The organism is Aeoliella mucimassa (genome assembly GCF_007748035.1).
GTDB lineage: Bacteria > Planctomycetota > Planctomycetia > Pirellulales > Lacipirellulaceae > Aeoliella > Aeoliella mucimassa.
Genome location: NZ_CP036278.1, coordinates 1,504,867 through 1,528,972, shown reverse-complemented (window position 1 = coordinate 1,528,972; position 24,106 = coordinate 1,504,867). Strand labels below are relative to the sequence as shown.

Annotated in this window: 15 protein-coding genes and 1 pseudogene; 8 read left to right on the top strand and 8 right to left on the bottom strand. The window is 56.6% G+C overall.

Annotated features, from left to right (window positions below; translation table 11 throughout):
• Positions 1–427 precede the first annotated feature (427 nt).
• Complete coding sequence (locus tag Pan181_RS06150) at positions 428–1,204, top strand: response regulator (RefSeq protein ID WP_145245993.1); 777 nt, start codon at positions 428–430, stop codon at positions 1,202–1,204.
• Between the two features lie 185 nt (positions 1,205–1,389).
• A complete protein-coding gene (locus tag Pan181_RS06145; RefSeq protein WP_231943766.1) occupies positions 1,390–3,333 on the top strand; it encodes an ATP-binding protein in 1,944 nt (647 codons plus the stop codon).
• 228 nt (positions 3,334–3,561) lie between these two features.
• On the opposite strand, the gene Pan181_RS06140 is transcribed toward Pan181_RS06145, so the two are convergent.
• Entirely contained in the window at positions 3,562–4,947 is a 1,386-nt protein-coding gene (locus Pan181_RS06140; protein WP_145245991.1) for a hypothetical protein, read from the bottom strand.
• A 188-nt stretch (positions 4,948–5,135) separates the two neighbouring features.
• Here Pan181_RS06140 and Pan181_RS26860 point away from each other — a divergent pair.
• The 5 genes and pseudogenes from Pan181_RS26860 to Pan181_RS06120 all read left to right on the top strand — a co-directional run.
• Positions 5,136–5,414 (top strand): annotated as a pseudogene (locus tag Pan181_RS26860) (FHA domain-containing protein); the annotation flags it as partial.
• Positions 5,415–5,432: 18 nt separating this feature from the next.
• Positions 5,433–6,260 (top strand): EAL domain-containing protein, encoded by an 828-nt coding sequence (locus Pan181_RS06135; protein WP_197528967.1) that lies wholly within the window; start codon positions 5,433–5,435, stop codon positions 6,258–6,260.
• Between the two features lie 67 nt (positions 6,261–6,327).
• Positions 6,328–8,730 carry a protein kinase domain-containing protein gene (locus Pan181_RS06130; RefSeq protein ID WP_197528966.1) on the top strand — a complete coding sequence of 801 codons (2,403 nt, stop codon included), beginning with the start codon at positions 6,328–6,330 and terminating at the stop codon, positions 8,728–8,730.
• A 365-nt stretch (positions 8,731–9,095) separates the two neighbouring features.
• A complete protein-coding gene (locus Pan181_RS06125; RefSeq protein ID WP_145245988.1) occupies positions 9,096–11,837 on the top strand; it encodes a DUF1592 domain-containing protein in 2,742 nt (913 codons plus the stop codon).
• Positions 11,838–11,879: 42 nt separating this feature from the next.
• Positions 11,880–13,262: a DUF1552 domain-containing protein gene (locus Pan181_RS06120; protein WP_145245987.1), complete on the top strand. Its 1,383-nt coding sequence runs from the start codon at positions 11,880–11,882 to the stop codon at positions 13,260–13,262.
• A 52-nt stretch (positions 13,263–13,314) separates the two neighbouring features.
• Here the strand turns inward: Pan181_RS06120 and Pan181_RS06115 are convergent, their stop codons facing one another.
• From Pan181_RS06115 to Pan181_RS06100, 4 genes are all read right to left on the bottom strand, one after another.
• Positions 13,315–14,064 carry a 3-keto-disaccharide hydrolase gene (locus Pan181_RS06115; protein WP_145245986.1) on the bottom strand — a complete coding sequence of 250 codons (750 nt, stop codon included), beginning with the start codon at positions 14,062–14,064 and terminating at the stop codon, positions 13,315–13,317.
• A gap of 107 nt (positions 14,065–14,171) precedes the next feature.
• On the bottom strand, positions 14,172–15,314 hold the full coding sequence (locus tag Pan181_RS06110) for a Gfo/Idh/MocA family protein (protein ID WP_145245985.1): 1,143 nt from the start codon (positions 15,312–15,314) through the stop codon (positions 14,172–14,174).
• 2 nt (positions 15,315–15,316) lie between these two features.
• The gene (locus tag Pan181_RS06105; RefSeq protein ID WP_145245984.1) at positions 15,317–16,348 is read right to left on the bottom strand and encodes a sugar phosphate isomerase/epimerase family protein; all 1,032 of its coding nucleotides are present in this window, start codon (positions 16,346–16,348) and stop codon (positions 15,317–15,319) included.
• 29 nt (positions 16,349–16,377) lie between these two features.
• A complete protein-coding gene (locus tag Pan181_RS06100; protein ID WP_145245983.1) occupies positions 16,378–17,616 on the bottom strand; it encodes a cupin domain-containing protein in 1,239 nt (412 codons plus the stop codon).
• Positions 17,617–17,713: 97 nt separating this feature from the next.
• Here Pan181_RS06100 and Pan181_RS06095 point away from each other — a divergent pair, with 97 nt between their 5' ends.
• Positions 17,714–18,865, top strand: coding sequence for an aldose 1-epimerase family protein (locus Pan181_RS06095; protein ID WP_197528965.1), 1,152 nt, complete (start codon positions 17,714–17,716; stop codon positions 18,863–18,865).
• 23 nt (positions 18,866–18,888) lie between these two features.
• Here the strand turns inward: Pan181_RS06095 and Pan181_RS06090 are convergent, their stop codons facing one another.
• From Pan181_RS06090 to Pan181_RS06080, 3 genes are all read right to left on the bottom strand, one after another.
• Complete coding sequence (locus Pan181_RS06090; RefSeq protein ID WP_197528964.1) at positions 18,889–20,730, bottom strand: HEAT repeat domain-containing protein; 1,842 nt, start codon at positions 20,728–20,730, stop codon at positions 18,889–18,891.
• Between the two features lie 94 nt (positions 20,731–20,824).
• Positions 20,825–22,111 (bottom strand): Gfo/Idh/MocA family protein, encoded by a 1,287-nt coding sequence (locus Pan181_RS06085; protein ID WP_145245980.1) that lies wholly within the window; start codon positions 22,109–22,111, stop codon positions 20,825–20,827.
• Between the two features lie 227 nt (positions 22,112–22,338).
• Positions 22,339–24,027, bottom strand: coding sequence for a sulfatase-like hydrolase/transferase (locus tag Pan181_RS06080; RefSeq protein ID WP_197528963.1), 1,689 nt, complete (start codon positions 24,025–24,027; stop codon positions 22,339–22,341).
• Positions 24,028–24,106: the final 79 nt, after the last annotated feature.

The following is a 24,106-nucleotide window of genomic DNA, read 5'->3' as shown; positions in this document are numbered from 1 at the left end:
GTGATGGAACAAGATAACAGACGCCCAACTAGGATATCGCGGGAGCTCCATCTATCAATTCCTTGATTCGCTGGCTCAGGAGCTACGGACGCGAGAGCGATCGTCAACAAGCCTTGACCGCTGGCTTCGATATACATCTCGTGAAGCCGCTGGATCCAAACGAAGTGCTAGTGGCGATCTCCTCGTACCTTTCCGACGAGCCACAATCATCGTTTAGCACCAGCAATCGCCCACCGAGCAACTAGTGTATCGACGCGTGATTTCCATTTGACAGCTATCACAAACGCTCTACACTGTGATCACGAGTGATCGCATCGCAAACCGTGCCCGGATACCCAGGTTCATTAGTGCACAGTTCTTTTGTGTTCAATGGCCTTCAATGCATCAACGCTGTCGAGTCGCGCGTTGATCAGAAAGAAGTTCGCTCATGTTAGTTTTCTCCCGTCGAGCGAATGAGAAAATCTCGTTTCCTGAAATCGGAATCACGATTCATTTTATCCGAATTCAATCGGGCTCGGCCAAAGTGGGTATCGACGCGCCGCCGCAAATCCGTATCGTCCGCGATGAGGTAGATCCCTCCCAAGCAGTAAATACGCAGTTGGTGCGGGAAGAGTTTCTGCGGTTGCCTAGAGAAGTGCGACACTCGATTCGTAACGAGCTGCATGCGGTATCGGTGGGCGTGCATTTGCTACGAGAACAACTGCGGATGAATCTGGTCGACGACGCTCAGGATACATTTCACGAGATTCAGCAATCGCTTCGACGACTAGACGAAAATCGCGTGCTTCGCCGCCCCGATCCGTCTACCAGCAACCGCCTGACCACCGAAGACACTCGTACGGTGCTGCTTGTAGAGGATCAGGACAACGAACGTGAGTTGTTGGCCAACCTCCTCCGCATCAAAGGGTTTTCGGTTGCCACCGTGCCGGACGGGGAAGCAGCCCTGGAGTACCTAAATAGACACGATACTCCACGGGCGATCCTGGTCGATATGCATATGCCGAGGTGCGATGGTGCTGCGACAGTTCGCCAGATCCGGGCCAATCTGCAACATCAACAAGCTTACGTGTTTGCGGTAAGCGGCACTTCGCCCGAAGAAAACGGCCTGGAAATTGGCTCGAAGGGAGTCAACGATTGGTTCCCAAAGCCGGTCAACACCGACCTATTGATGGAAGCCCTGGTGGCTCCAATCTCCGCCAACTAGGTCTCGGAACTGCGAATAGTGCCTGAGTGCAAACGGTAACGACTGGCGCGATTGTATTGGTTGGCCAGTTATACCACGCCTCTTCAGCCGACTCTGTGTGTCGACCTCAGGTCGAATAGACAATGGTGAGGTACGCTTTGGCTGAGGTCTTTTTTGGCTCAGCACTTACGCGAGACTCGCCCCCCATGCACACGCTAGAACACGCAGAAAACCTGCTTGCCGAGGAACAGGCAATCGTTCAAATGGCTGCCAAGAATCGCGGCGCGTTCGAAATCGCGAACCGATCCGATACACGCGGGCCTGCGATCCGTTCTGGCAACGACAAGCTTTTCGATCCTGCGAATCCCACGTACGCCATGCAGTGCCTGGAGGCCATTCCGCACCTGATTGAAATGCAACTGGTGCGACAGGCTGGCGGGCCCAAGCGATTTGAGCTTACCAACTTTGGTTGGCAGCTCAGCCGCAACCTCACCGCGAAACAGGAAGAAGAACTGGCGATGACCGCCGCCCGACCGACTGCTGCTGAAGTAGCGCCGGTTGGCAACATTCAAATGACCTCTCCGATTGGCCGCCCTGCAACGGAACCGCCGCCAGCGGCTTCCCCGTTGGAAGCGGTGGAAGACTGCACCATTCCCCGCAGTGAGGAAGCGGTTAGCGAGTCGCCGACGATGCCGCCAGTTGCCGCGCCCGATCCAGATTTCGATCCACCGGTTCCGATGGCAGGCCCTTCCCCATCGACTACGCTGGCCCCTTCGGCCATTCCGTCCGCACCGACTCCTGGCCCCTCGGCGACCCCTCCCGATTTTGGTGGTAAAGCCAAGACGACCGACAAGAGCTTGGTCGCAGCGTTGGGCCTAGACAATGGATTCTTGCCGCCTGAACCTCGCTCGCTGGAAGAAACCGGTTTGAGCGGTGCGGTAATCGAAGACTTGATCCTGAAAGTAGTGCAAAACGCTGGCTCGATGACCGGTCGTCAAGTTGCCGAGTTAATTTGCTTGCCGCTGCCGATTCTCGAAGACCGTTTCACCGTGCTTCGTAATCGGCAACACATTGCACCAACTGGCTCGGCCATGCTTGGTGACTATGTTTATCAGCTGACCGACAAAGGTCGCGAGCGGGCAAGGTTGGCGATGCAAGACTCGGCCTACACTGGCCCGGCTCCTGTGCCACTGGAAGACTATGTCGATTCGGTCGAAGCCCAGACGATTCGCTCCGAGAAGCCAAAACGCCCTCAGTTAGAAGAAGCGTTCTCGGACATTAACGTCGAACCCGAGATGCTCGCCCAACTCGGCCCAGCGATTAGCGCTGGCAAAGGCATGTTCATTTACGGTCCGCCTGGCAACGGCAAGACCACCGTCGCCCAGCGTATTACTCGGTGCTTCGGACAGAACATTCTGATCCCGTACGCCATTATCGAAGATGGCCAGATTATCAAGCTCTACGACGCAGCTTGCCACGAACGGGTTGGTTCGCAACTATCGAACTTGCTGAAAACCCACGAACACGATCAACGATGGGTGCGAATCCGCCGCCCCACGGTCGTTGTCGGTGGTGAACTCACGATGGATAGCCTGGAACTCAAGCACGATCCGGTAAGCCATATTAGTGAAGCGTCCCTGCAGCTAAAGAGTAACTGCGGTAGCTTGCTGATCGACGACTTTGGCCGGCAACGCGTGAACCCCACCGAATTATTGAACCGGTGGATTGTTCCGCTCGAAAACCGCATCGACTACCTGAGCCTGGCGAATGGCAAAAAGATACAAGTGCCATTTGAGCAACTGATTATCTTCTCTACCAACCTTGAACCCCACGATTTGGCCGACGACGCGTTCTTGCGACGTATTCCGTTCAAGATCGAGGTCGGTGCCCCATCACGGGAAGAGTTCGTCAAGCTGTTCGGCATCTTCTCGAAGAAGCTGAAGGTCTCCTGCCCTCCCGATGCACTGGAGTACTTGCTGGCGCGACACTACGAGTCGTGCAATCGGCCTCTGCGTCGGTGCCAGGCCCGCGACCTGCTCGACCAAGCGTTGCACTACTGCGAATACAACGAGATCCCCCCGGTCGCAACCCCAGAGATTCTCGACCACGCGGTTAACAATTACTTCACCGCCATGGCTGGTACCGAGTAAGCAAATAACTGCCCGCTAGTGCAAGCTGCAGATCCACCTAATTGCGTGGCAGTCGTTGTTCCGGCGGTTCAGCAAGTTATCCGCCGGAGTGGCAACTTTGAAAACGCTCTAGCTAATAGGACTATTCACCTGCAACGAGTGTGTTCTCGCGCAGGGCATAGGCGCACCCCGGTCGCAAGCTCTTCGAGTTAGCTCACCACGCTCACAATGCAACCGCGGCAACTTGTCTTAGGTTGCCGTGGCCTTGGCGTGGGCATTGGGACGCATCGGTACCACTGGCACGACGAGCGATGCAGTGTGTCGATCGCTGTTATCTTCGGCAGCGTAACGCGACGCATTCACTTGATCGAGCACCAGGCTGGCTAAACCTTCGCAGGTCAGATAGCCGAGCGGACGGAATTGATCGTCGACGACTACCAAGTAATCGCTTTCGCTCGAATTAAAGGCTTCGAACAAGTCGCTTAGCGGCTGATTATATTCCACCGTGTGCAGTTTGTTCGCTCCGGAGGAGTCGGTGGGATGATAAAAGCTCGAGAACTGTAGCGCCCGAACCAGTTTGCCCTCCTCGTCCACCACCGGCATGCAAGGTAGCTGCAAGTCGGGGGTTGGCAACGCGGCTTCGAAGTTCTGGGCAGCTTCCTCGCAGGTGAGAATCGCAGGGAACAACTCCATCAGATCCTGGGCTACCACATTCTCAAACGGTACCCCTTCGTCGAGATCGCTCCGCCATTCGGCGATGCGTTGCTGTACCTCGGAAGCCATCGCAATGTGATCGCCACCAAAATAGTGCACCTGCTCGAGGGTCGATTCGCAACGATCAAGCAACTCGGTGGCCGGAGCCTCGCTGTTCCATTCGACCACAGCGGCCGAAATGGTGGGCACTGACCGAATTTCGCGAACCAACGTATCACTGATCGAGAAATCGCCGGTAATGGCTTTGGCAAACTCGCGGGCGGCGTCCTTCGTACGGTCGAGCGCGACCAGCATGCTGTAATCACCAAGCACACCGCACGTTTCGGTGTTGGTTAACCGCCGTTCGATGCAGCGGGCCAAAGTCGATCGCAGATGCCGAATCGCGTGCACTCCGTATTGTTCACGAAGCTGATCGCTATAGTCAATACCGAAAGCCACGCATGATTGGGGGGGATGCGACGCGTTGGCCGATTGTAGGGTTTGTACGAGGGCGTTCCGGGTCAGGATACCGGTATCGGGATCGCACTTCGCATAACGAAGCAGGCGGTTCTCAAATTCCAAACGTCGGACACCGGCTCGCATACGGGTTAGCAACTCACCTGTATTTACGGGGTAACCAACTACGTCGTCGGCCCCCTTTAGCAGTACCTTTTCGGTTGCTTCGGCGGTTTCGATGGCGATGCGATAGACGTAACTAGGCGACGTTGGCTGCGTCAGCAAGTCAGCCAACTCCGGATTGTCGCGGGTATCCACCAGCAACAATCCAGGCTTTTGTTCACGACGGCAAGGGCTTTCGTCGCTGAAATCGCAGGTAGCGGTCACGTGGTAACCAAAGATCGAAAGCGTCCACGACAAGTCGGAAAGCAACTCTCGATCGGCTGAAACGATTGTGACACGCAAATCAGTAGTAGCGGTGCTCACGAGAAGGCGGCTCCCCAGGGTTCAGGTTCTTCGCTCATGCACAACACTAGAGTCTAGCATTTACATCTGGCTACCACGCCCAACGAGTTCTAATAAGCTAGAGTTTTCGTAGCCGGGAAGCCCCGCGCCGTTGGATTACTGCGCCTTCCCGTCCACTTGCCCCAAATCTATATCAGAGGTTGTATCAGGTGTTTTCGTCATCACCACCCGCTGAAGATGCACGGCCGCGATTCGAGTACTACCCACTCGACAGCACCAAGCTTCAAACCGTAGACATCGACCAATTTCCATTTGTGATTGGTCGGTCGGCCTCTGCATCGTTCCAAATCAACTCCACATCGGTTTCGCGAGAGCACGCCGAGATCGTGCGTGCCCCAACAGGGTACTGTGTGCGAGATCTGGGAAGTACTAACGGAACGGCGCTCAATGGGCGCTCCGTTCGTGAATCGCCAATAGTCGATGGCGACACGCTAAGCATCGCCGACGTGGAACTTACGTTCGTATGCACCTCGCTGGGACGTTTGCAACGCACGCTTACCAAGCCGCTGCCGCGCAAGAAGCCGTCGATCGTGCTGCCCGGCACTACGCCTGAACTGGCCGCGGTGCGCAGCATGAACGAAGCGTTATTGCTGCAAGCTATTCCGATTGGCTGGAGCTACTTTACCGATCCATCAAGTGGTGCTGCATTGATGACAGCCGCCAGGATATTGCCGCCCGTCGACGAGTCGATGGTTCAGGGCGATGCCAAGCTGCCGACTCGCGTTGCTTCGCGACTCGAGCTGATGGGCTGGCATCTGGCAGCCGAGCATTTTGCTTCGCTCGGCCAACCAGGCAATCTATTGCTGAATATCACGCACCGCGAATCCCTCAATCCGCATACCGCCGACGCACTCGACGAAGTGGCGGTTTCGCTCAAACCGTCGCAAGGACTGGGAATCGGCATGTCGTGGGATTGGGTCTCGTCGGCTCCTGACTCGCACCGCATCCTGCATTCGCTCCGCGAACTGGGTCACACTATCGTGTTCCACGACTTCGCTGGCGGCGGTGGTTGCATCGAGTCGATGGATACCGCCCCTCCCGACTATCTTGTGTTAGCCTCGCAAGTGGTCCGAGATATTGCCGATCAATCGCGTCGCTTGCAGCGGCTCGAGATTGTGAATGCGGCTTGCGTTGCCCAAGGCATACGAGTTGTTTTACCACTTGGAATTTCAGAGAAGGACCAAATCGCCTGTCGTGATCTGGGTATTTCTGTGGTGCAGAGCGAGTCGGCCTCGTCTGCCCACGCCCCGATGCTGGCCGCGCTCAGTTCGTAGCGTAGGCAAGCCAACGATTGCCCAGCGACAACACTTCTCTTCGTTACGATTTAGCAGAGCGGTTGATATGGAAGCGGCCCCCGAAACGACGACCACCATTGCTCCTAGCGTCCAACTACCGGATGGCTACGTAGCAACTGAACGCATTGGCTCCGGCGGCTACGGCGAAGTCTGGCGGGCCACAGCCCCTGGCGGTGTCGAGAAGGCGGTGAAGATTGTGTTCGGCCTTTGCGATGAAGAGCTTGCCGAGCGTGAATTAAAGAGCCTCGAACGCATCCGTTCGGTTCGTCACCCATTCGTTATTTCGCTGGAACGATTTGAGATTGTCGACGGTCGGTTGATCATCGTCACCGAACTAGCCGACATGAGCCTCGACGCCTGCTTCCGCAAGAATCAGGAATCGGGTCGCATAGGCATTCCTCGAGACGAATTACTTGTTTATCTTCGGGATGCTGCTGAAGCGCTTGACTGCCTGGTAGAACGGCACAAGCTGCAACACTTGGACATCAAGCCCGAAAACCTGCTAGTGGTTGGCGAGCACGTAAAAGTGGGCGACTTCGGCCTGGTGAAGGAACTCGCAACGCGGTCGATGAACTCGATGATGGGTGGCATGACCCCGCGATACTCTGCGCCGGAAGTGTTTGACGATGCTCCCTCGCCTCGCAGTGATCAATACAGCCTGGCGATCGTCTATCAACAGATGCTCACAGGCCAGTTGCCATTCCCTGGCCGTACTCCCGCCCAACTCGCGAAGCAACACACACAAGCCGAACCGATCCTGCACAGCCTGGCCGAATCGGATCGTCGCGTGGTAGCCAAGGCGCTCGCAAAACGCCCGGAGCAACGTTACAACTCGTGCCGGGAGTTCGTGGCTGCACTAACCTCCGAAGCTGCGCACGTCCCCACCCGGCAATCCGCTGCCGCGCGTCCTGGCGCGACTTCGTCGATCGTCAAGCCATCGAATACCGCAGTACCTACATCACCTGTCGTCGCTCCAGTAGTAGAAACCCATCCCGCCCCGGCCAACGACACGGCTTCGTCGTCCTGGTCCCGAGACGAGCTCGCTAACCTATCGCACGACGAAGGGGTGAAGGACATCTCACTCCCTGAAATCAATGAAGCCTCTGCGGTAGCGATACCAACTCTGGTAGTGGGTGCCGGTGGTCTGGGCCTGAATGCCATGAATGCTACCCGGGCGCTGGTGGCCACAATCGATGGGGAAGATTCGCCCAATCCATTGCCGATTAATTTTCTGGCGATCGATACCGATCGCGAGACGCTGAAGCAAGCCGCCTACCTTGAAGGTGCCGGATCGCTTTCGCCGGATAACATGATTCACATGCCGCTGAAGCGTCCCAAGGAGTATCGCGACGACTCTCAACAGCTACTCCGCTGGCTGAGTCGTCGCTGGCTGTACAACATTCCGCGTTCACTAGAAACCCGCGGCTATCGTCCTCTGGGTCGCATTGCTGCGGTGGACCATGCGGAGCAAATACTCAGCCGGATGTATGCCAGCTTGTTTGCCTTGATGCAATCGAATCCTGATGCCAAGCAGTTACGGGTGGTCGTGATAGCTAGCACCGGCGGCGGTACCGGCAGCGGCATCCTGATCGACCTGGGCAACGCAGCAAAGTCGCTCGCCGGCGACCTGGGTATCTCAATTCGAGTGGATGCCATGCTGGTGACACCTGAGCGGGTTGCTGGTACTACCGATTCGCTGCCACTGGTAAATGCATATTCGCTTCTGACCGAACTGACCCACTCCCAGCAAAATGGCAACAGCGGAGCTGCATCGCCGACAGGTCCTGCTGAGCGGTTTGAGAGCGACAAGGCTCCTTTCCAATCGGTCTACTGGATGATCATCCCCTCGAGCCAGCGCGGCAATCGGAAGAACACGACCCTTGTGTCGATCGCCGAACAAATCGTACTGGAAGCCTCGAATCCCGTTGCGACTTCCGTCTTCGCCAATTGCCAAGCGGTTGACCAGAAAACAGGTTTCCACCTGAAATCTTGCGCGTTCAGCTTCGTGGACCTGTGCGACACCCCAGAAGAACTCTTTGAGCGGCTTAGCCAAAGTTTGCCGGCTCCCAAGTACAAGCGAGCAACTTTTGAAATTGGGTCGAAGAGCTCCCCGCTGGCCCGCGCCGTGGCCAGCCAGGTTGCCGAAATGGGCAGCTACGAATCAACTACCATGACCGACGTAGTAGGTGCAATGGCCTTGGGCATCGAGCCGCTGCAGGTTGCTGCTCGCCTGGCAGAGTTCTATCCCGATATCGCCGACGCTGCGCTGCGCGTCCACGCCCGCGAAGATATCGAATGGCAGGACCTGCTTCGTTCGCACGATCCTTCGAGTGCAGGCGACTTTGCATCGAAAGAGGTATTCTCCACGGATGCTTCCCCCAACGATGCATTCGATCTTGAACCAAGTTCTGCCGCAGCCGTTGGTGAAGACGCAACGATTCGACGTTAATCGAAGCGCGTAGGTTCTAGTAAGCGGCCTCCATTCGCATGACTCAAATGCGTAACTTCATTGCGCCAAAAGTGTAGGAATGCGGCAACCATTTTTTGGTTTCTTGTAACTCCTCTCTTCAGGGGGGTGCGCTGTTTCCCCCGATTATCAAAGTCGAAAACGATGACGTCGATAATTTCGACTATCTTTCGTCAGAAGGCCTAATTCTGCTTGACACCTGTATCGGACAACCACTTACAATGTGACGAGCGAATACAGCCCACTCCGTTCGACACTACTCCCTGTCACTCGCGGTTTCGACTTGGCCAATCGTGGCCAGTCGCCCACCCAACCGCGACGCCATTCACCCTACCCAGGTTGTCACTATGAATCAGCGTGAGTCACGCGCCCTGACGAAACGTCGCTTCGACGCCCGCGTGCTTTCCGCTTCGGTTTTGTTCGTATCGGCCTTAGTGCTGGTGGCCCATGCTGAGGAAGCACCGGTTGTCGATCCGGTTGATTCTTCGGCCAGCTCCTCGAAAGAGGATGCAACGAAGCAGATGCTCGATTCATACCAAAACAAAGCTCAGCCGCTGCTGGAGCAGTACTGCTATGGTTGCCATGGGGCCGATACCCAAGAAGCTGGCTTTCAGATTGATGATCTCAATCCAAATATGATTGATGGGTCGGATGCCGAACATTGGGATTTCGCGCTCGACATGATCAACCAAGGCGACATGCCCCCCGACTACGACGCCCAGCCCACCGACGAAGAACGTCGCGTGATGGTGGAATGGATGACCAGCTCGATCGAGTTGTCGCGTAAGTTTTCCAAACCAGTAGTCAACGCGAACCTGCGACGCCTAACCCGCGAACAGTACGCCTATACATTAGGTGAGTTACTACATCTCCCGATCGCTTTTGAGCAGGACCTGCCGAACGAAGCCAAGTCGAAAATGGGTTTTACCAACAGCGGCGAGGCCTTGGTGACTTCTCCGTTGCATGTGGAGTACTTTCAGTCCATCGCTCGCAAAGCGCTCGACAAGGCAATCGTCACAGGCGAGCGGCCGGAATCGCATCACTATCGAGTCACTTTGGGCACCGATGTCGGCAAAGGACACCATGCCGCGGTGATTGGTGGCTACCAGTCGGCACCGATTCCCAGAGAGCACGTTCGAGCCGAAATACTCGACGACCAAGGGCATCCCAGAAGCGGGACTACCGAAGAGGAAACCGCTGCATTACGGACCATCGAGTCTGATATCGGCATCGGCATGCGTGGCTCCGATGGTAATCGCTACCGTGTGGTCGATGATGGGTTGCTGCTCTATTCGGCATTGCCGCATACCGAGTTGCCGCCGAAGTCGTGGCAAGGACCTTCGCCAAACATGAAGCTGCTGCTTCGCAAGTGCTACCCAAGCGAAGGCCCGATTATCGCCCGCGTGGTGGCCTCGCTCGCCGCGATTGAAGAAGAATCCGCAGAGGCAGAAACTGCGGAAGGAGAAACAGCGGAACCGACTACCGAAGAACCACGCACCGCTGCGATTCGAGCGTTTGTGGGGAATCGTACCGACGATGGCATGGAGTACACCGAACTCACGGAACCTCACGTGGTGTCAGCCGAACCAGGACAGCCTGCGACATACGAATTCCGTGGTTACCTCGAGAACCTGCCGATACCGGTGATCGATCTGAACGATACCGGTGATCTTGCCAACATTATGATCCTCGGCATTTGGAACGATCACCTCGTGAAATCGAACTCCGAAAGTGGGGTTCCGATTGTGGTTCGTTCGATTGAGTTCGAAGCCCCCTACTACGAGGTCTGGCCGCCGGCCAGCCATACGGGCATCTTCTTCGACTCACCACTGAAAGAAACCGACGTTGATGCTTACACCCGCGAGGTGCTCAATCGATTCATCTCCAAGGCATTTCGTCGAGATCTTACCGACGTGGAACTCGATCGCTATTTTGAGTTCTGGCAAGCCATTCGCGGGGACTACGACAACTACCATCAAGGAGTCAAGGAAGTACTGATTGCCGCGCTTTGCTCGCCTCACTTCCTATATCTTGATACTCCTCTCGACCAGGTTGCTGCCGATGTTTCGTTGGCCGAGAAGCTAGCCTATTTCCTGTGGAACTCCCCTCCGGACGAAGAACTCTACCAACTAGCCGAACAAGGCACATTGCGTGAAAACCTCGGTCTGCAGGTGGAGCGGATGATCGCCGACAAGCGGTTCGAGCGGTTCATCGACTCATTCACCACCGAATGGCTTCGGCTCGATCGCCATTCCGGTATGAACGTAAACATCGGTGCCTACCGCGACTACACGCGATTTGTCAAACGCGACATGGCCCTCGAAACCAAGTACTTCGTCCAACATGTGATCGAAAACAACCTGAGCTTGCTTACGTTTGTCGATTCCGACTTTGCCATGCTCAACCAGAACCTAGCCGAGTTCTATGGTATCGAAGGAGTCACAGGCGGGGAGTTCCGGCCGGTGTCGATCACGCCCGACATGCATCGTGGCGGGCTGCTCTCGCAAGGAGCGTTCTTGTGCGGGCACTCCGATGGCACGCAGGCCCATCCAATCAAGCGAGCGGTCTGGCTGAAGGATAAGATCCTCGGCACCCCCCCTCCCCCTCCCCCACCGAACGTACCCCAACTCGATCCCGAGACACCTGGATTCCAGAACCTGACCCTCAAAGAGCAACTGGAATTGCATCGCAACAAACCATCGTGTGTGGATTGCCATCGCAAGATCGATCCCTATGGCGTCGCGTTCGAGAACTACGACGCAGTGGGTCGCTACCAACTGAAAGCGAAAGGCCGCCCCATCGATTCACGATCGGAACTTCCCGATGGTACGGTGGTGAATGGCATCGACGAACTGAAAACCTACCTGCTCGAAAAGCAGCCCGATGCGGTCACTAAATCGGTAGTCGATCACCTGATGGCCTATGCTCTGGGTCGCGATACGAACTACGCCGATGAGCCTCAGATCGATGCGATTGTCGATCGGGTAGTGGCCGATGAGTATCGCGTGCAAACCGCGATTCGAGCGATTGTTGAAAGCCCCGCGTTCCTGGGCGTCGAGACGAGTATCGTATCCAATTCAGGCGAATAAAAGGACTGATGCAACCTTGCCGTTGCTAGGGAGAACAATCACATGAGTCGACAAAGCTGGAAGATCGACCGCCGCACGATGCTGCGAGGCGTGGGAGTCGCTTGTGCATTGCCATACCTCGAGGCCATGGGACTCGCAAACACTGTATCCGCGCCGCCAGCGGCCGATATCAAGCGGATGTGCTTTGTATATTTCCCCAACGGTGCGAGCTTGCCGCCAGAGTCGAATCCCGCCCACCAGGAGTGGAGCTGGTTTCCGATGGGCAGCGGGGCTGATTACAAAAACACCCGAGTGCTCGAATCGCTCAATCCACTCCGCGACAAGATGTCGATCCTCGGTGGCTTCAGCCATCCCAATAGCCGGAGCGTGCTCGGGCATCTAGCAGCCGACACATGGCTGACCGGTGGCGACCTGCGTGGCTCGGTTTATCAGAACCAAATTTCCGTCGATCAGGTTGCCGCTCGCCATTTCACCAAGGACACCCGTTACCCGTCGCTAATCCTCTCCACCGACGGCGGCATCGGCTACAAGTCGCGTGTATCGACGCTCAGCTTCGGTGACGGCGGCCGACCAATCCCCTCCGAAAATCGCCAGCGAGCGATCTTCGAGCGATACTTCGCCCCGGCTGGTGGTTCCTCCTCGGACGAACGCCGACAATCGCTGGCTCAACGCAAGAAGATTGTTGATCTGGTGATGGAAGACACCGAATCGCTCGAACGCAAATTGGGCAAGGCCGATCGCCAACGGCTCGAGGAGTACATGACCTCGCTAAGCTCAGTCGAGGAGCAAATTCTTCGCAACGATCGTTGGCTCGACACTCCACTGCCGAAGGTCGACGGTACACAGATTAACTTCGACTGCAATCCGGCTGTCGACCCCACGGCCTACCTGCGGACCATGTTCGACCTGATGGTGCTCGCTTTGCAGACCGACATGACTCGGGTGCTGACCTATATGATGGCCCGCGAAGATGGCATGGGCTTCGGTGAGAACTTCCCGAAGCTGGCCCTTGGCATCAAAAAGGGCCACCACGCAATTAGCCACGATCAGGCTGATGGGCACTGGGAAGAATGGGGCAGCTACGACCGTTGGCTCGCCGAACAGTTCGCCTACTTCCTCACGCGGCTCAACGAGACCCACGATGCTCGGGGACCACTCATTGATAGCACCATGGTGCTGTATGGAAGTGCCTGCAGTACAACACACAACGCAGTGAACTACCCATTGGTGCTCGCTGGCGGCAAGTCGATGGGCATGAATCATGGCCATTACTTGAAGATGGCCGAAGAGACACCGATGTCGAATCTATTTGTCAGCATGCTCAATACGGTCGGATGTCCCACCGCTTCATTTGCGGATAGCACCGGCCCATTCGCTTGCGACTCGCATCAACTATTCCCCACATCGGCCGCCCCTCCCGCTTAGGGAGGGGGGACCGCTAACAAGTGGGTGACCCATTGGTCTAACAATCGCCGCGTTACTTGTCGTCGCCGAGTTTCTTCAGACGAATGTTGCGGAACATGACGTTCATCGGCTCACCGACATGCACCTGGAATGCCAGCACACCACTTTGCGAAGCACGAGGAGTGTCGTTATCGACGATGTTCACGATCTCGCGGCCGTTGATCTTGTGGATCAGGTGATTGCCATCGGCCACGATTTCGTACTTCTGCCACTGGCCGGCCTTTACGTCTTTGAATAGCTCCTCGCGAGTCCCCAGTTCGCCGACTACTTTCTTTGCGACTTGCTTGCCGCCATCGGAAAGCTCGACATCCTCGCCCGGTAGCGCCAGGATGCCTCGGCCACCTTCTTCGTAAAGAATGCCCATGTATTGATTGGTGCGTTCGATGTCAGCCTGGTAACCACGCACGACCCATTTGCCGACCTCAGGATGATGCTTCGAACGATACTGAATGCCTGAGTTGCCAACTCCCTCGTCGGCAATGCAGAACTCAAGTCGCAGCACGAAGTTATCGACTTCGTCCTTGAAGATGATAAACTGATTCGCCTTGAGTGGGTTTTCTTTGGTAGTAGTTCCCGAGATCGACTCTTCTTCCACTTTCCAAATCTCAGAATCTCCATCCCAACCATCCAAGGTCTTGCCATCGAAGATCGGCACAAACCCTTCTTCGCTCTTGTCGGTTTCTTCCGCCCAACCCAGTTGGCCGGCCGCTAGGAATAGCACGGACGCGAGTACAACAACGGCCCAAGAGAATCGTGATTGCATGAGGTAGAACTCCGTTGAGACACTTCAATGAATAAAGGGATCGATTTACTGCACTTTACCATCGCTCACCCAGTGCGCCGGGTCAACACTTTGCAGACAAATCACAACTATTCTACGTTCTTCCAGCTTCCGCACTCAGCACTTGCGAGCACCGCGTCGCAGACCTGCTGGGTTTGCAGTGCATCGCGGAACGTCGGACCGACTGGGGTGCCGGTCGCCAGTCCTTCGAGGAAGTCGGCCACTTGATGTACAAAGCTGTGCTCGTAACCGATCTGCAGGCCGGGCACCCACCACCGATCCATGTAGGGATGCTCTCCGCCGTGGTCGGTGACATGAATCGATCGCCAGCCCCGCAGCTTGCTTTCGTCGCGATGGTCGAAGTACTCCAGGCGATGCAGATCGTGTAAGTCCCACTTAATCGAAGCATGCTCGCCATTGATTTCGAACGTATACAACGCTTTGTGCCCGCGTGCATAGCGAGTTGATTCGAACAGCCCTAGCGAGCCATTTTCAAAGTGACATAAAAATGCAGACGCATCGTCGATCTTCACCGGTTCCATTTTGCCGGTCAGATTATGATGCCGCTCTTTGACGAAGGTCTCGGTCATGGCGCTCACGTTGCGAATGGCACCGTTGAGCCAAAGTGCGGTGTCGATGCAGTGAGCAAGTAGGTCGCCGGTAACGCCGGATCCTGCGGAGCTGGCATCGAGTCGCCAGAGAGCGGTTCCCCCCTGTGGCAAGTCGTCGGCGATCGTCCAGTCTTGCAAGAAATTGGCCCGATAGTGAAACACTCGGCCGAGCTTACCTTCCTGAATCAGCTGATGGGCGAGTGTGACCGCAGGCACGCGGCGGTAGTTGTACCACACCATGTTCGGCACGCCGGCCTTCTCCACGGCTTCGCACATGGCCTGGCCATCGGCGGTGTTCAATGCGAGTGGTTTCTCGCACAACACGATCTTGCCGGCCTCGGCCACGGCGATGGCCATTTCGCGATGCAAATGGTTCGGCACGCAGATGTCGATCGCGTCGATATCGTCGCGCTGCACGAGCGTCCGCCAGTCGGTCTCGAACGAAGCATACCCCCAGGTCTTAGCGAACGCCTCGGCCGACTCGGCGTTCCGTGCACAAGCAGCTTGAAGCACCGGTGTGTACTCGAGGTCGAAGAAGTTACTCACCCGATTATAGGCATTCGAGTGGGCCCGCCCCATGAAGCCGCAGCCAATGAGTCCGATACGAAGAGGTTTTGTCATGGTTAATCCCACCCGTGAGCTTGGCGAACTTGAATCATGGTTTCGAGAATATTATTCCAAGTACTTGGTGTTTCGAGCACTTGGTTAGGGAACATGCACCCATCCCAGCAAATATGCTGAATGCCGCGATCGGCTGCTCCCTCGAGCCAGTAACTGGCGCAACGCACGATGTCGAGCTTGCCGCGCGGGTCGTCGGCCTGGCAGTGCTTGCCGGTCTTGTCGTGCGAGCCGGCACCAAACACTTCGCCATCGTTCTGGGCGATGTGCAAATCGATAGTCCATGGGCGTAGCTTCGACACCATTTGCCCGTAGGCTTCGTAGAACTCCTGCTCGCTGTAACCGTCCTGCAGCAATGCATACTCTGGAGCGTTGTAGCCCATCAGAAAGAGATAGGTGTGTGCCAGGTCGGCTTGGAATCCAAGCGTTTCTGGCATCCCAACTTCTTCCAGCAGGTTGAGCATGTCCTGCCAGCTATGCATGCCGGCCCAGCATATCTCGCCCTCGGCCGCGAGTCGTTCCCCGTAGTCGGCCGCTACTTTGGCCGCTTCGCGAAACGTGTCGGCGATACGGCGTGTGTTTGCGACTGGATCTTCGCGCCATTTCTCAACGCCGAACTCGGCCGAGTCGATGCGAATCACCCCGTACTTTCTCACGCCATGCTCGTTGAACACCTTCGCCGCGCGACAAGCCAGGCGAATCGATTCGACGAACTTACTCCGGGCGGTTTCGTCGCCCATGGCGGAGTCGCCGACCGTGCCGGGCCATACGGGAGCGACTATCGAGCCAATCGCCAGACCTCGCGACTGAATCTCGTCGGCTACCTTGCGAAGCTCGTCGTCCGACGAGTTTGGATCGGTATGGGGATTGAGCAAAAAGCAGTCGATGCCATCAAACTTCTGGCCATCCACTTCCGCAGCGGTAGTGAAATCTAGCATTTGCTGCAAACCAATGGGGGGCTCCAGCCCGGGCTCGTCTCCTTTACCAACCAGCCCAGGCCACATCGCATTGTGCAGCTTTGGATGAGCGTGACTCATCGTTTCCTCCTGATATAAACCAAGCGAGTTTAAGCCTTGTAGTCGCCAACAGCTGGCACGGAATCGAACGTATTGGGACCAAAGTAACGCAGTCCTTCGAGCGGCTCGCTGCCGGTGTTTTCGATCTCTATGCCTCGATTGGCGGCCTCGTGCGTGATGAAGATCTCGTCTTCGGTTTCGGCACCGAACTTGATCATCGTGGGAGTCTGTAGAGCCAGGGTGCCCATGCGTCCCTTGCCTTGCACGGTAATCCACCCACTGGCGCCAGGGTCGTTCAACACACACTTAGCACCAGGTTCGAGGGTCAATCGCTTGGCGCTAAAGAGCTGAGCGCCGTCGACTCGTCCGTACACGATCCAGTCGTCTCGCCAGCCATCGCCGGAGTTGGCCGTGATGGGTTCCAGGTAATTGCTCTCTTTGAAATTGGGGTCGACGTTCCGCTCCCAATCAAGTTCGTCGACGATGAAATCGAGGTCCTGGTGCTTCTCCTCCGGCATGTCTTTCACCAAGAGCGACCATGGCACGTAGCGCCCTTCGACGATGTTCTGATACATGCCGAACACGTCGCTACCCCACTGTGGCTCGTAGGTACAAAGTGAACCGGGAGCGTGCAGCACTCCGGGTGGGATCAACCAACCAGATCCTCGCTTCAAGCGATACGCCTTGGAGAGGTCGAGGATGCCGTTCTCGCCGTTGTTCCAATTCTCCAAGCACTTCCGCACTTGATCTTTCGTAGTGCCTGGCTCGAGTCCCATGAAGGTGTAAGGGAAGTTGTTGTCGCAGTTGTTATATTGTGGCGGAAAATAGTAGCTTTCCGGCTTGCCTTCCTGCCCCACCAGCTTGGCATCCTCAAAGCTTTGATGCATGTGGTGAGGAATCGGGCCCATGTTGTCGAAAAACTTCGAGTAAACTGGCCAGCGTTGGTAACCTTCCCACATTGCCTGACCGATCATCCGCGCACCGGCTTCGGCTACTGCGTCTTTCAGTAGAAAATGCTGCCCTTCGAAGAGCACGAAGCTCTGCCCTTCGTACCACACGCGTCCTTCGTTGGCCGCGTCGGTGGTGCTGGCAAACCAGCGTTCATCAATGCCACCGCGTTCGGCTCCGTACGAATAATAATCGCGAGGGTCGAGGCGAATCCGTTTGCCTGGATGAAGGAAACTGCGTGGCACCCAGTTAGGCGACAGTCGAAGCAGCCCTTCGCCTGCATCGAGAGCACGATCGAGGATGGCTTGCACGTTGTCGCTGGATACAATGTTCTGCATCATGATAGGTGGAACCTGGGAAGAGAATTAGAAAGCAATGGCCGCGGTAAATCAGGTAGGTGACGCGGCAAAACCCCAAAGTCGAAAAGGCGAGGTAACCATGGCGAGTAGTAACTGGAGTGTATACGCTTCCGACACCCCAATCCAGTACCAGGACTTCGCGGTCGAAGGCCTTGCCGAACTGTCGGCTTCGCTGCGTCGACTCTATGGTGGATTACAGGACGGTGTCGACCTACTAACGCTCCGCAATGGTCCTTTGCAAATCGATCTACTTCCCACGCGAGGCATGGGGGTGTGGAAAATGACCTGCGATGGAGTCGACATCGGTTGGAAATCGCCGGTAGCGGGTCCCGTGCATCCCAAGTTCGTCAACCTATCCGATCCAAGTGGACTTGGTTGGCTCGATGGGTTCGACGAGTTGATCGTGCGCTGTGGACTAGAGAGTAACGGGGCTCCCGTGTTCGACGAGCAAGGCACACTGCAGTATGGATTGCATGGCAAAATTGCGAATCGCCCTGCCAGCGAGGTCATTCTTTCGATCGACCCCGAACAGCAGTTGCTACGCGTTTCGGCAATCGTGCAGGAAACACGTTTCCACTTCACCAAACTACGACTGCGAACCACGCTAACCACCCGCCTGGGAGAAAAGGGATTTACGCTACAAGATCAAATTGAAAACATCTCGGGCATGCCGGCCACTTGTCAGTTGCTGTACCACATGAATGTCGGCCAACCGATACTCGATGCCGGATCCAAGGTGATTGCTCCCGTGAAAACGCTGGTGCCTCGTGATGCGAATGCCGCCGAAGGGGTAGGAGTCTGGGAAACGATGCCAGCTCCGACCCCCGGGCTGAGCGAACAGGTTTACTTCATGGACTTGCTGTCGTCCGAATCCTCCGAAACCGAAGTGGTGCTGCACAATCAGGCGGCGACTCAGGGAGTTGCTTGCAGGTACCCAACCAACTCGCTACCCTGCTTCGCATTGTGGAAGAACCCCGTGCCATCGGCCGATGGGTACGTCGTCGGTTTGGAACCCGCTACGAACTTCCCCAATCCCAAACCTTACGAAGCCCAACACGGGCGGGTCGTCATGCTTGATCCGGGCGAAACGCTCGATGTGGGGTTGCGATTCGACTACCTACCTACGACCGATGCGGTGGCCGCGGCTGCGCGTCGCGTTGGCGAGTTGCAGTCGCAAGCCAATTCGCAAGTTTATACCTATCCACAGGAAGGTTGGACTTCGGCCGTGTAACCGCACAGCACAGGAGCAATTGCTTAGGAACTTTTGAGTTTATTGGAAATCTCGTTGGATACTTTGGTTGCTTGCTCCTTTAGCTCAGGAATGTCCTGTGCCTCGTTGGCCAGTTCCAAATTGGCTTGGCTCGGGTAGCGTTCGAGCACTTCGAGCACCATTTGTTGCTCATTCGTGCGAGTCGCTGCCTGCCAAGCCTGGCGGCACATTTCGCTTCGCTTGGCAATATCCATTGGCAACTGACGAGCAATGCGAATGTAACCACGCAGTGCACGAACCTGGTAGTTGCCGGCTACGTTGTCGCTGGTTGCTACCTTGAGCAGCACTGGAGCGGCATCGGCCGTAGACCACTTGCCGAGCAGGCGAGTGCCAACGTCCTGCAACGCTTTTTCGTCGCTAACCGCGGCATCGCCGACCGTTGCGAGGGCTTTGGTACCGCTGACCGCAGCAACGATCTCAAGCAACTTGCTCTTGAGTTCGATCGACGAGGCCTTCTCCACTGCGGCCGACAACTCGGCAGCACAGGCCTCGCGGTCGGGCATGCGAACGCTGGCGGTCTTGAGCGCCTGAATCGCCACTGGCAGGTCTTCGCTGTGCTTGTCGCCCAGCACCTTATCGACCAGCAGCGAAAGATTTTCGGCCTGTACCACTTCGCCAAGGGCAACGAGTGCTGCCTGGCGAATTGATGGCTTCGCGCTCTCAAGTGCGGGCTTCAACAAGCCAGTCGCGTCGATACGACGCTCGCCGACCAGTGCGATGGCCACGGGATAGGCTTTGCCCTCGCCGGAGTTGACGACCGACAATAGATAGGTATCAACATCGCTGCCAGGAATCGTGGCCAGCGACTTTTTAGCCAGCTGCGATTCTTCCGCATCGTCGCTCGTGGCAAACTCGAATAACAAGTCCAAGCAACTGGAGTCGCCGATTTGCCCAAGGGCACTAATGGCTGCCAATCGTACCGGTTTGGCACTCTGTTCGGCGGCCGCCATGATGGCTGGCAGCACCGCTTGCTTGGGCCGATCGGTCAACACCTGCACAAGCAGCGCTGCTCGCTCAGGAGTGGTATTCGCCAACTCGGCCACGAGAGCCTGATCGACTCCTCTGCCCGACAGCTGACGAGCCGTGGTGAGTCCCAAACGGAACAGGTCGCGATCGTCCGAACGAAGCTGCGTGACAAGCAACGGAACGCCCAACTGCCCGCGGGCCAAGATGGCTCCCCGTGTTGCTTCGAGCATTCGAGGCTTCGGCACTTCGGCCTGACGAACTAGATCGTATAGCTTGATCGCTTCGGCGGTGTTCTGGTTCGCCAAGCATTGCTCCGCACAGAGGATGCATCCCTCAGCAACTGCAGAGCGAACGGTTTCGGATTTGGCAGCAATCATGGGAGTCAGCGCCTGCGCGGCGTCGCTCCCTGCAATGCGTCCCAATGCCACGGCGGCAGCCGCAGCGACGTTGTCGTCGCTGTTCTTGAGTAATGCGGCGAGTGTTTCTGTCGATTCGGCATCGCGTCGCACGCCAATCGAGTTGATCGTGCCAACGAGCAAACGCCCTTCGACGAGACCGGTCGCATCGCGAAGCGCCTTGTTGGCTTCGGGGCCTGGAATTGCTTCCAGAGCAATGCGAGCCCAGGAGGCCAATTCTGGATCGACGAGCAGCTTGCCTAACGTGGGCACCGATTCCGTGGTGCCGTAGATAGCCAGGTACTTGCAGGTCACGGCTTTCTCGGCCGCGGGAGCATCGGAGTTGAGCTTGGCCAGTAGTTCGGCTTCGCTCTTTTCGGCGTAGGCCGAGCTAGCAGCCAGCAGCACCGCCATGCCCAAAGCGACGCATGCCGACAAACGCAACTGTTTGTGAATATTCAACATGGGAATGAACCAAGTGAGATGAATGATCGAGAACAGGGAACCACCCGCCATGGCAAGCCGATATCCCTGGTTAGATAGACCGTGTCAGTGGGGATTACAGCCGCCAAGGTTCGCGGAGTGCTTCGCTACGCAAGCGATTCGCCTCCGCGTCGTCGACAAACATATGTGTCGAGTTATCGAGCTTCACCTGACGATCCAGGAACAGTGCGATGTTGGCCGCGTGGCAAGCGATATGGGCGTTGCACATCGCTTCGGCGTTGCACTTTGGCAAGCTACGCGACTTCACGCTATCAAGGAAATCTCGAACGTGGAACGTAGCGGGGTAGCCGCCGATCTCCTCGACCTTGCGACCAGCAAGCAGTTCGGGCGAGCTGAGTACCAGCTTGCCGCTGTCGCCCGCTTCGACCCAACCGTCGTCTCCTTCGAAACGCACCGGGCACGATCCGAGTGGAATCCACCCAGTTTCACGGAAGATCAGTTCCACGCCATTTTCATAGCGGGCGACCAACTGCCCATTTTCGGGAGCGTCGTATTCCACCGGTGGGGGACAATCGTCGACCGCCCACTGGCAGAGGTCCACGCAGTGCGAGCCCCACTCGAGCACGCCACCGCCGACGAGACCACCACCCTTTTCGAAGTTAAAACCGTCGAGCAGTGCTTCGTTGAATGGACGCCAGGCCGCGGGGCCGAGGTACATGTCCCAGTCCACCACATTCGGATCGGGCGCGGGTTGCGGGGGAAGCCAACCGCTGGTCATGGCATGCATGCCAGCAGGGTGAGCGTACACTCGACGCAACTTGCCGAGCTTACCGGTGCGAGCCAACATGCAGGCGAACGCGAAGTGCGGCAGGTTCCGTCGTTGGGTACCGGCCTGGAAGACGCGCCCGGTGCGATTGATCGTATCGCGTAGCGTCAGACTTTGCACGATGTTCTTAGTAACGGGCTTCTCACAGTACATGTCTTTGCCAGCTTTGGCCGCGTAGCTGGCAGCAGTGCAGTGCCAGTTCGGACCGGTGGCGATCAACACCGCGTCGATGTCGTCGCGCTCGAGCAAGTCGCGGAAGTCGCGATACATGTCGCAGTCGCTGTTGCCGTATTTCTGATCGGCCATCGCTTTCACCGCTTCGCGGCGATTCGCCTTGACATCGCAAACCGCTTTGAATTGCACATCGGGTTGCTGCAGGAAGCAGTTCAAATCGTAGGTACCACGATTGCCGATGCCGATACCGCCGACGGTAATGCGCTCGCTAGGGGGCACGGCTCCGTCGCGTCCTAGTGCGGAACTCGGAATGATCGTGGGGGCCACGATCGCGGCGCCTGCGGCCGCTAGGGTGTTCTTTACGAAACGCCGCCTGTTGAGCTTTGCGGACTCACGTCGCATAACATCTCTCCCGTATCGAAGTTCGCCTCGTGAGATGCCCACCGGGTTACTCGGGCGTAATGAGGCTTCCGCGATTCAAGATAGCGACTGGACGATCGAATTGCCATCAATCGCAACGGTTTACTTCAACAACGAGCTGGAGAGATCGCTATCTACAGACAATGCAATAAAGTACATGTCCCGAAGTAGCTCAAACTGACATATAAAATGGTTAGATTCTCAGCATTTCACCCATTTCGCCTGCTTTGTACGAATTCAAATCGATAAAGCACGGCCAACGAGATGATGGCAACCGAAACCGAAGCCACTGTGCGAGGTTCAGGTACCCCCTGAGTAAGCGAAGCGAAGCTACCTGCACCATTGTGTTGCTCGAATTGATTTTTGAACGCGGCAAAGTCGGCTATGCCGATGCGTCCGTCGAGATCAAAGTCGCCCATTAGGTAAGCTTGTGCCGAATCGAGATCGGATACGTCCTTCAGAATATTTGGACGAAACAGCGACCAGTCGCTCAAATCGACCACGCCGTCGTGATTCAAATCGCCATAGATCGTGAGCGATGGCAGTAGAGTTCCGGTGCCAATCGGGCGGACGTTCGGGCCGGCCGGCGTGCTGGTAAGGCTATCGCCAAGATCCGCGCGAAAGTCATTCGCCATGCTCAGCAGTTCCGCGTAAACCATTGGGTTACTGCTAATAAGGTTATTCGTTTCGCCGGGATCGTTCACCATGTCGTACAAAGCCAACGGTTCGTTCACCCAATCGTAGGTGCCACGATCGCCGTCCATGCCAGCCTCGTCGACCGTTTCGTACGAATGCGGGAACACTAACTTCCACTGCCCGCTACGTACCGCATGGAGACTTCGGCTATCCCAATCGTAGAACGCTAGCGGACGTTCTTCGTCGTAAGTAGTGCCAGTGTCTTCCATGAAGAGCGAGCGGATGTCGACGCCATCGATCTTGCGATCGGTTGGAACGGTTGCTCCGCTGATGGCGGCAAACGTCGGAAACAGATCCATCACCGCGGCTGGGGTGTCGACCACTTGCCCGGGATCGATTCCCTCGGGCCAGGAGATCACCGCTGGGGTGCGGACTCCCCCGTCGAAGGTGGTTCGCTTACCTTCGCGCAGGTCGCCGGTCTCGCCGGAGTGATTTCCGTAGACCAACCATGGTCCATTGTCGGCAGCAAACACCACGATGGTGTTGTCGCGGATGCCTTCGTCTTCAAGCGTCTGCAGAATAGTCCCCACGCCGGCATCGAGTTCCTGCATCACGTCGCCATAGAGCCCACGCTCGGAAGTGCCAGCGTACTCGTCGGTCACGGCCAACGTAACATGCGGCATCGGCTGGGCTACGTACAGGAACATTGGCTTCGAGGTATCGCGTTCGCGAATGTACTGAGCGGCTTTGTTCGAGAAGCGGCCCGTGTACTGGGCGACTTGCTCAAGATTGTTTTCGTTCACCACTCGTTCGACGTAGTAGTTCTGGCCTGGTTCCTTGACGTAGGTGGGAACTCCGTCGGGAAAGTTCGGGCCGCCGTTGTTGTAGTCGTGCGATACGGGAATGCCGTAGAACCGGTCGAAGCCCTGCTGCCAGGGCATCATGTTCGTGGTGTGGCCGAGATGCCATTTACCGACCATGGCCGACTGGTAGCCCGCACCGTTCAGCATTTCTGCCATGGTGATTTCGTCGGGATTCAAACCTTGCGTGCTTCCCGGACTAAACACGGTTTGCACACTCGTACGCGGGTGATACGACCCGGTGAGTAACGAAGCCCGCGAAGTGCTGCAGGCGGACGACGAGTTGTAGAAGTTCGTGAACTTCACACCGGTCGAGGCAAGACTATCGATATTCGGCGTCGACAGGTCGGTAGCCCCAAAGCCGCTGAGGTCGCCGTAGCCCATATCGTCGGCATAAATCATTACAATATTGGGCTGTGCTTGGGCATAAATTGGCTCGACCCTCAAGCAACCCAATGCCAGGCAGGCCAACAAACATACA

Excerpts from the sequence above, each read along its gene's own strand:
- Pan181_RS06085 (WP_145245980.1), bottom strand. The coding sequence starts at position 22,111 with ATGCGACGTGAGTCCGCAAAGCTCAACAGGCGGCGTTTCGTAAAGAAC.
- Pan181_RS06090 (WP_197528964.1), bottom strand. The coding sequence starts at position 20,730 with ATGTTGAATATTCACAAACAGTTGCGTTTGTCGGCATGCGTCGCTTTG.
- Pan181_RS06080 (WP_197528963.1), bottom strand. The coding sequence starts at position 24,027 with ATGATTTATGCCGACGATATGGGCTACGGCGACCTCAGCGGCTTTGGG.
- Pan181_RS06105 (WP_145245984.1), bottom strand. The coding sequence starts at position 16,348 with ATGAGTCACGCTCATCCAAAGCTGCACAATGCGATGTGGCCTGGGCTG.
- Pan181_RS06120 (WP_145245987.1), top strand. The coding sequence starts at position 11,880 with ATGAGTCGACAAAGCTGGAAGATCGACCGCCGCACGATGCTGCGAGGC.
- Pan181_RS06145 (WP_231943766.1), top strand. The coding sequence starts at position 1,390 with ATGCACACGCTAGAACACGCAGAAAACCTGCTTGCCGAGGAACAGGCA.
- Pan181_RS06115 (WP_145245986.1), bottom strand. The coding sequence starts at position 14,064 with ATGCAATCACGATTCTCTTGGGCCGTTGTTGTACTCGCGTCCGTGCTA.
- Pan181_RS06150 (WP_145245993.1), top strand. The coding sequence starts at position 428 with ATGTTAGTTTTCTCCCGTCGAGCGAATGAGAAAATCTCGTTTCCTGAA.
- Pan181_RS06110 (WP_145245985.1), bottom strand. The coding sequence starts at position 15,314 with ATGACAAAACCTCTTCGTATCGGACTCATTGGCTGCGGCTTCATGGGG.
- Pan181_RS06100 (WP_145245983.1), bottom strand. The coding sequence starts at position 17,616 with ATGATGCAGAACATTGTATCCAGCGACAACGTGCAAGCCATCCTCGAT.
- Pan181_RS06095 (WP_197528965.1), top strand. The coding sequence starts at position 17,714 with ATGGCGAGTAGTAACTGGAGTGTATACGCTTCCGACACCCCAATCCAG.
- Pan181_RS06125 (WP_145245988.1), top strand. The coding sequence starts at position 9,096 with ATGAATCAGCGTGAGTCACGCGCCCTGACGAAACGTCGCTTCGACGCC.
- Pan181_RS06130 (WP_197528966.1), top strand. The coding sequence starts at position 6,328 with ATGGAAGCGGCCCCCGAAACGACGACCACCATTGCTCCTAGCGTCCAA.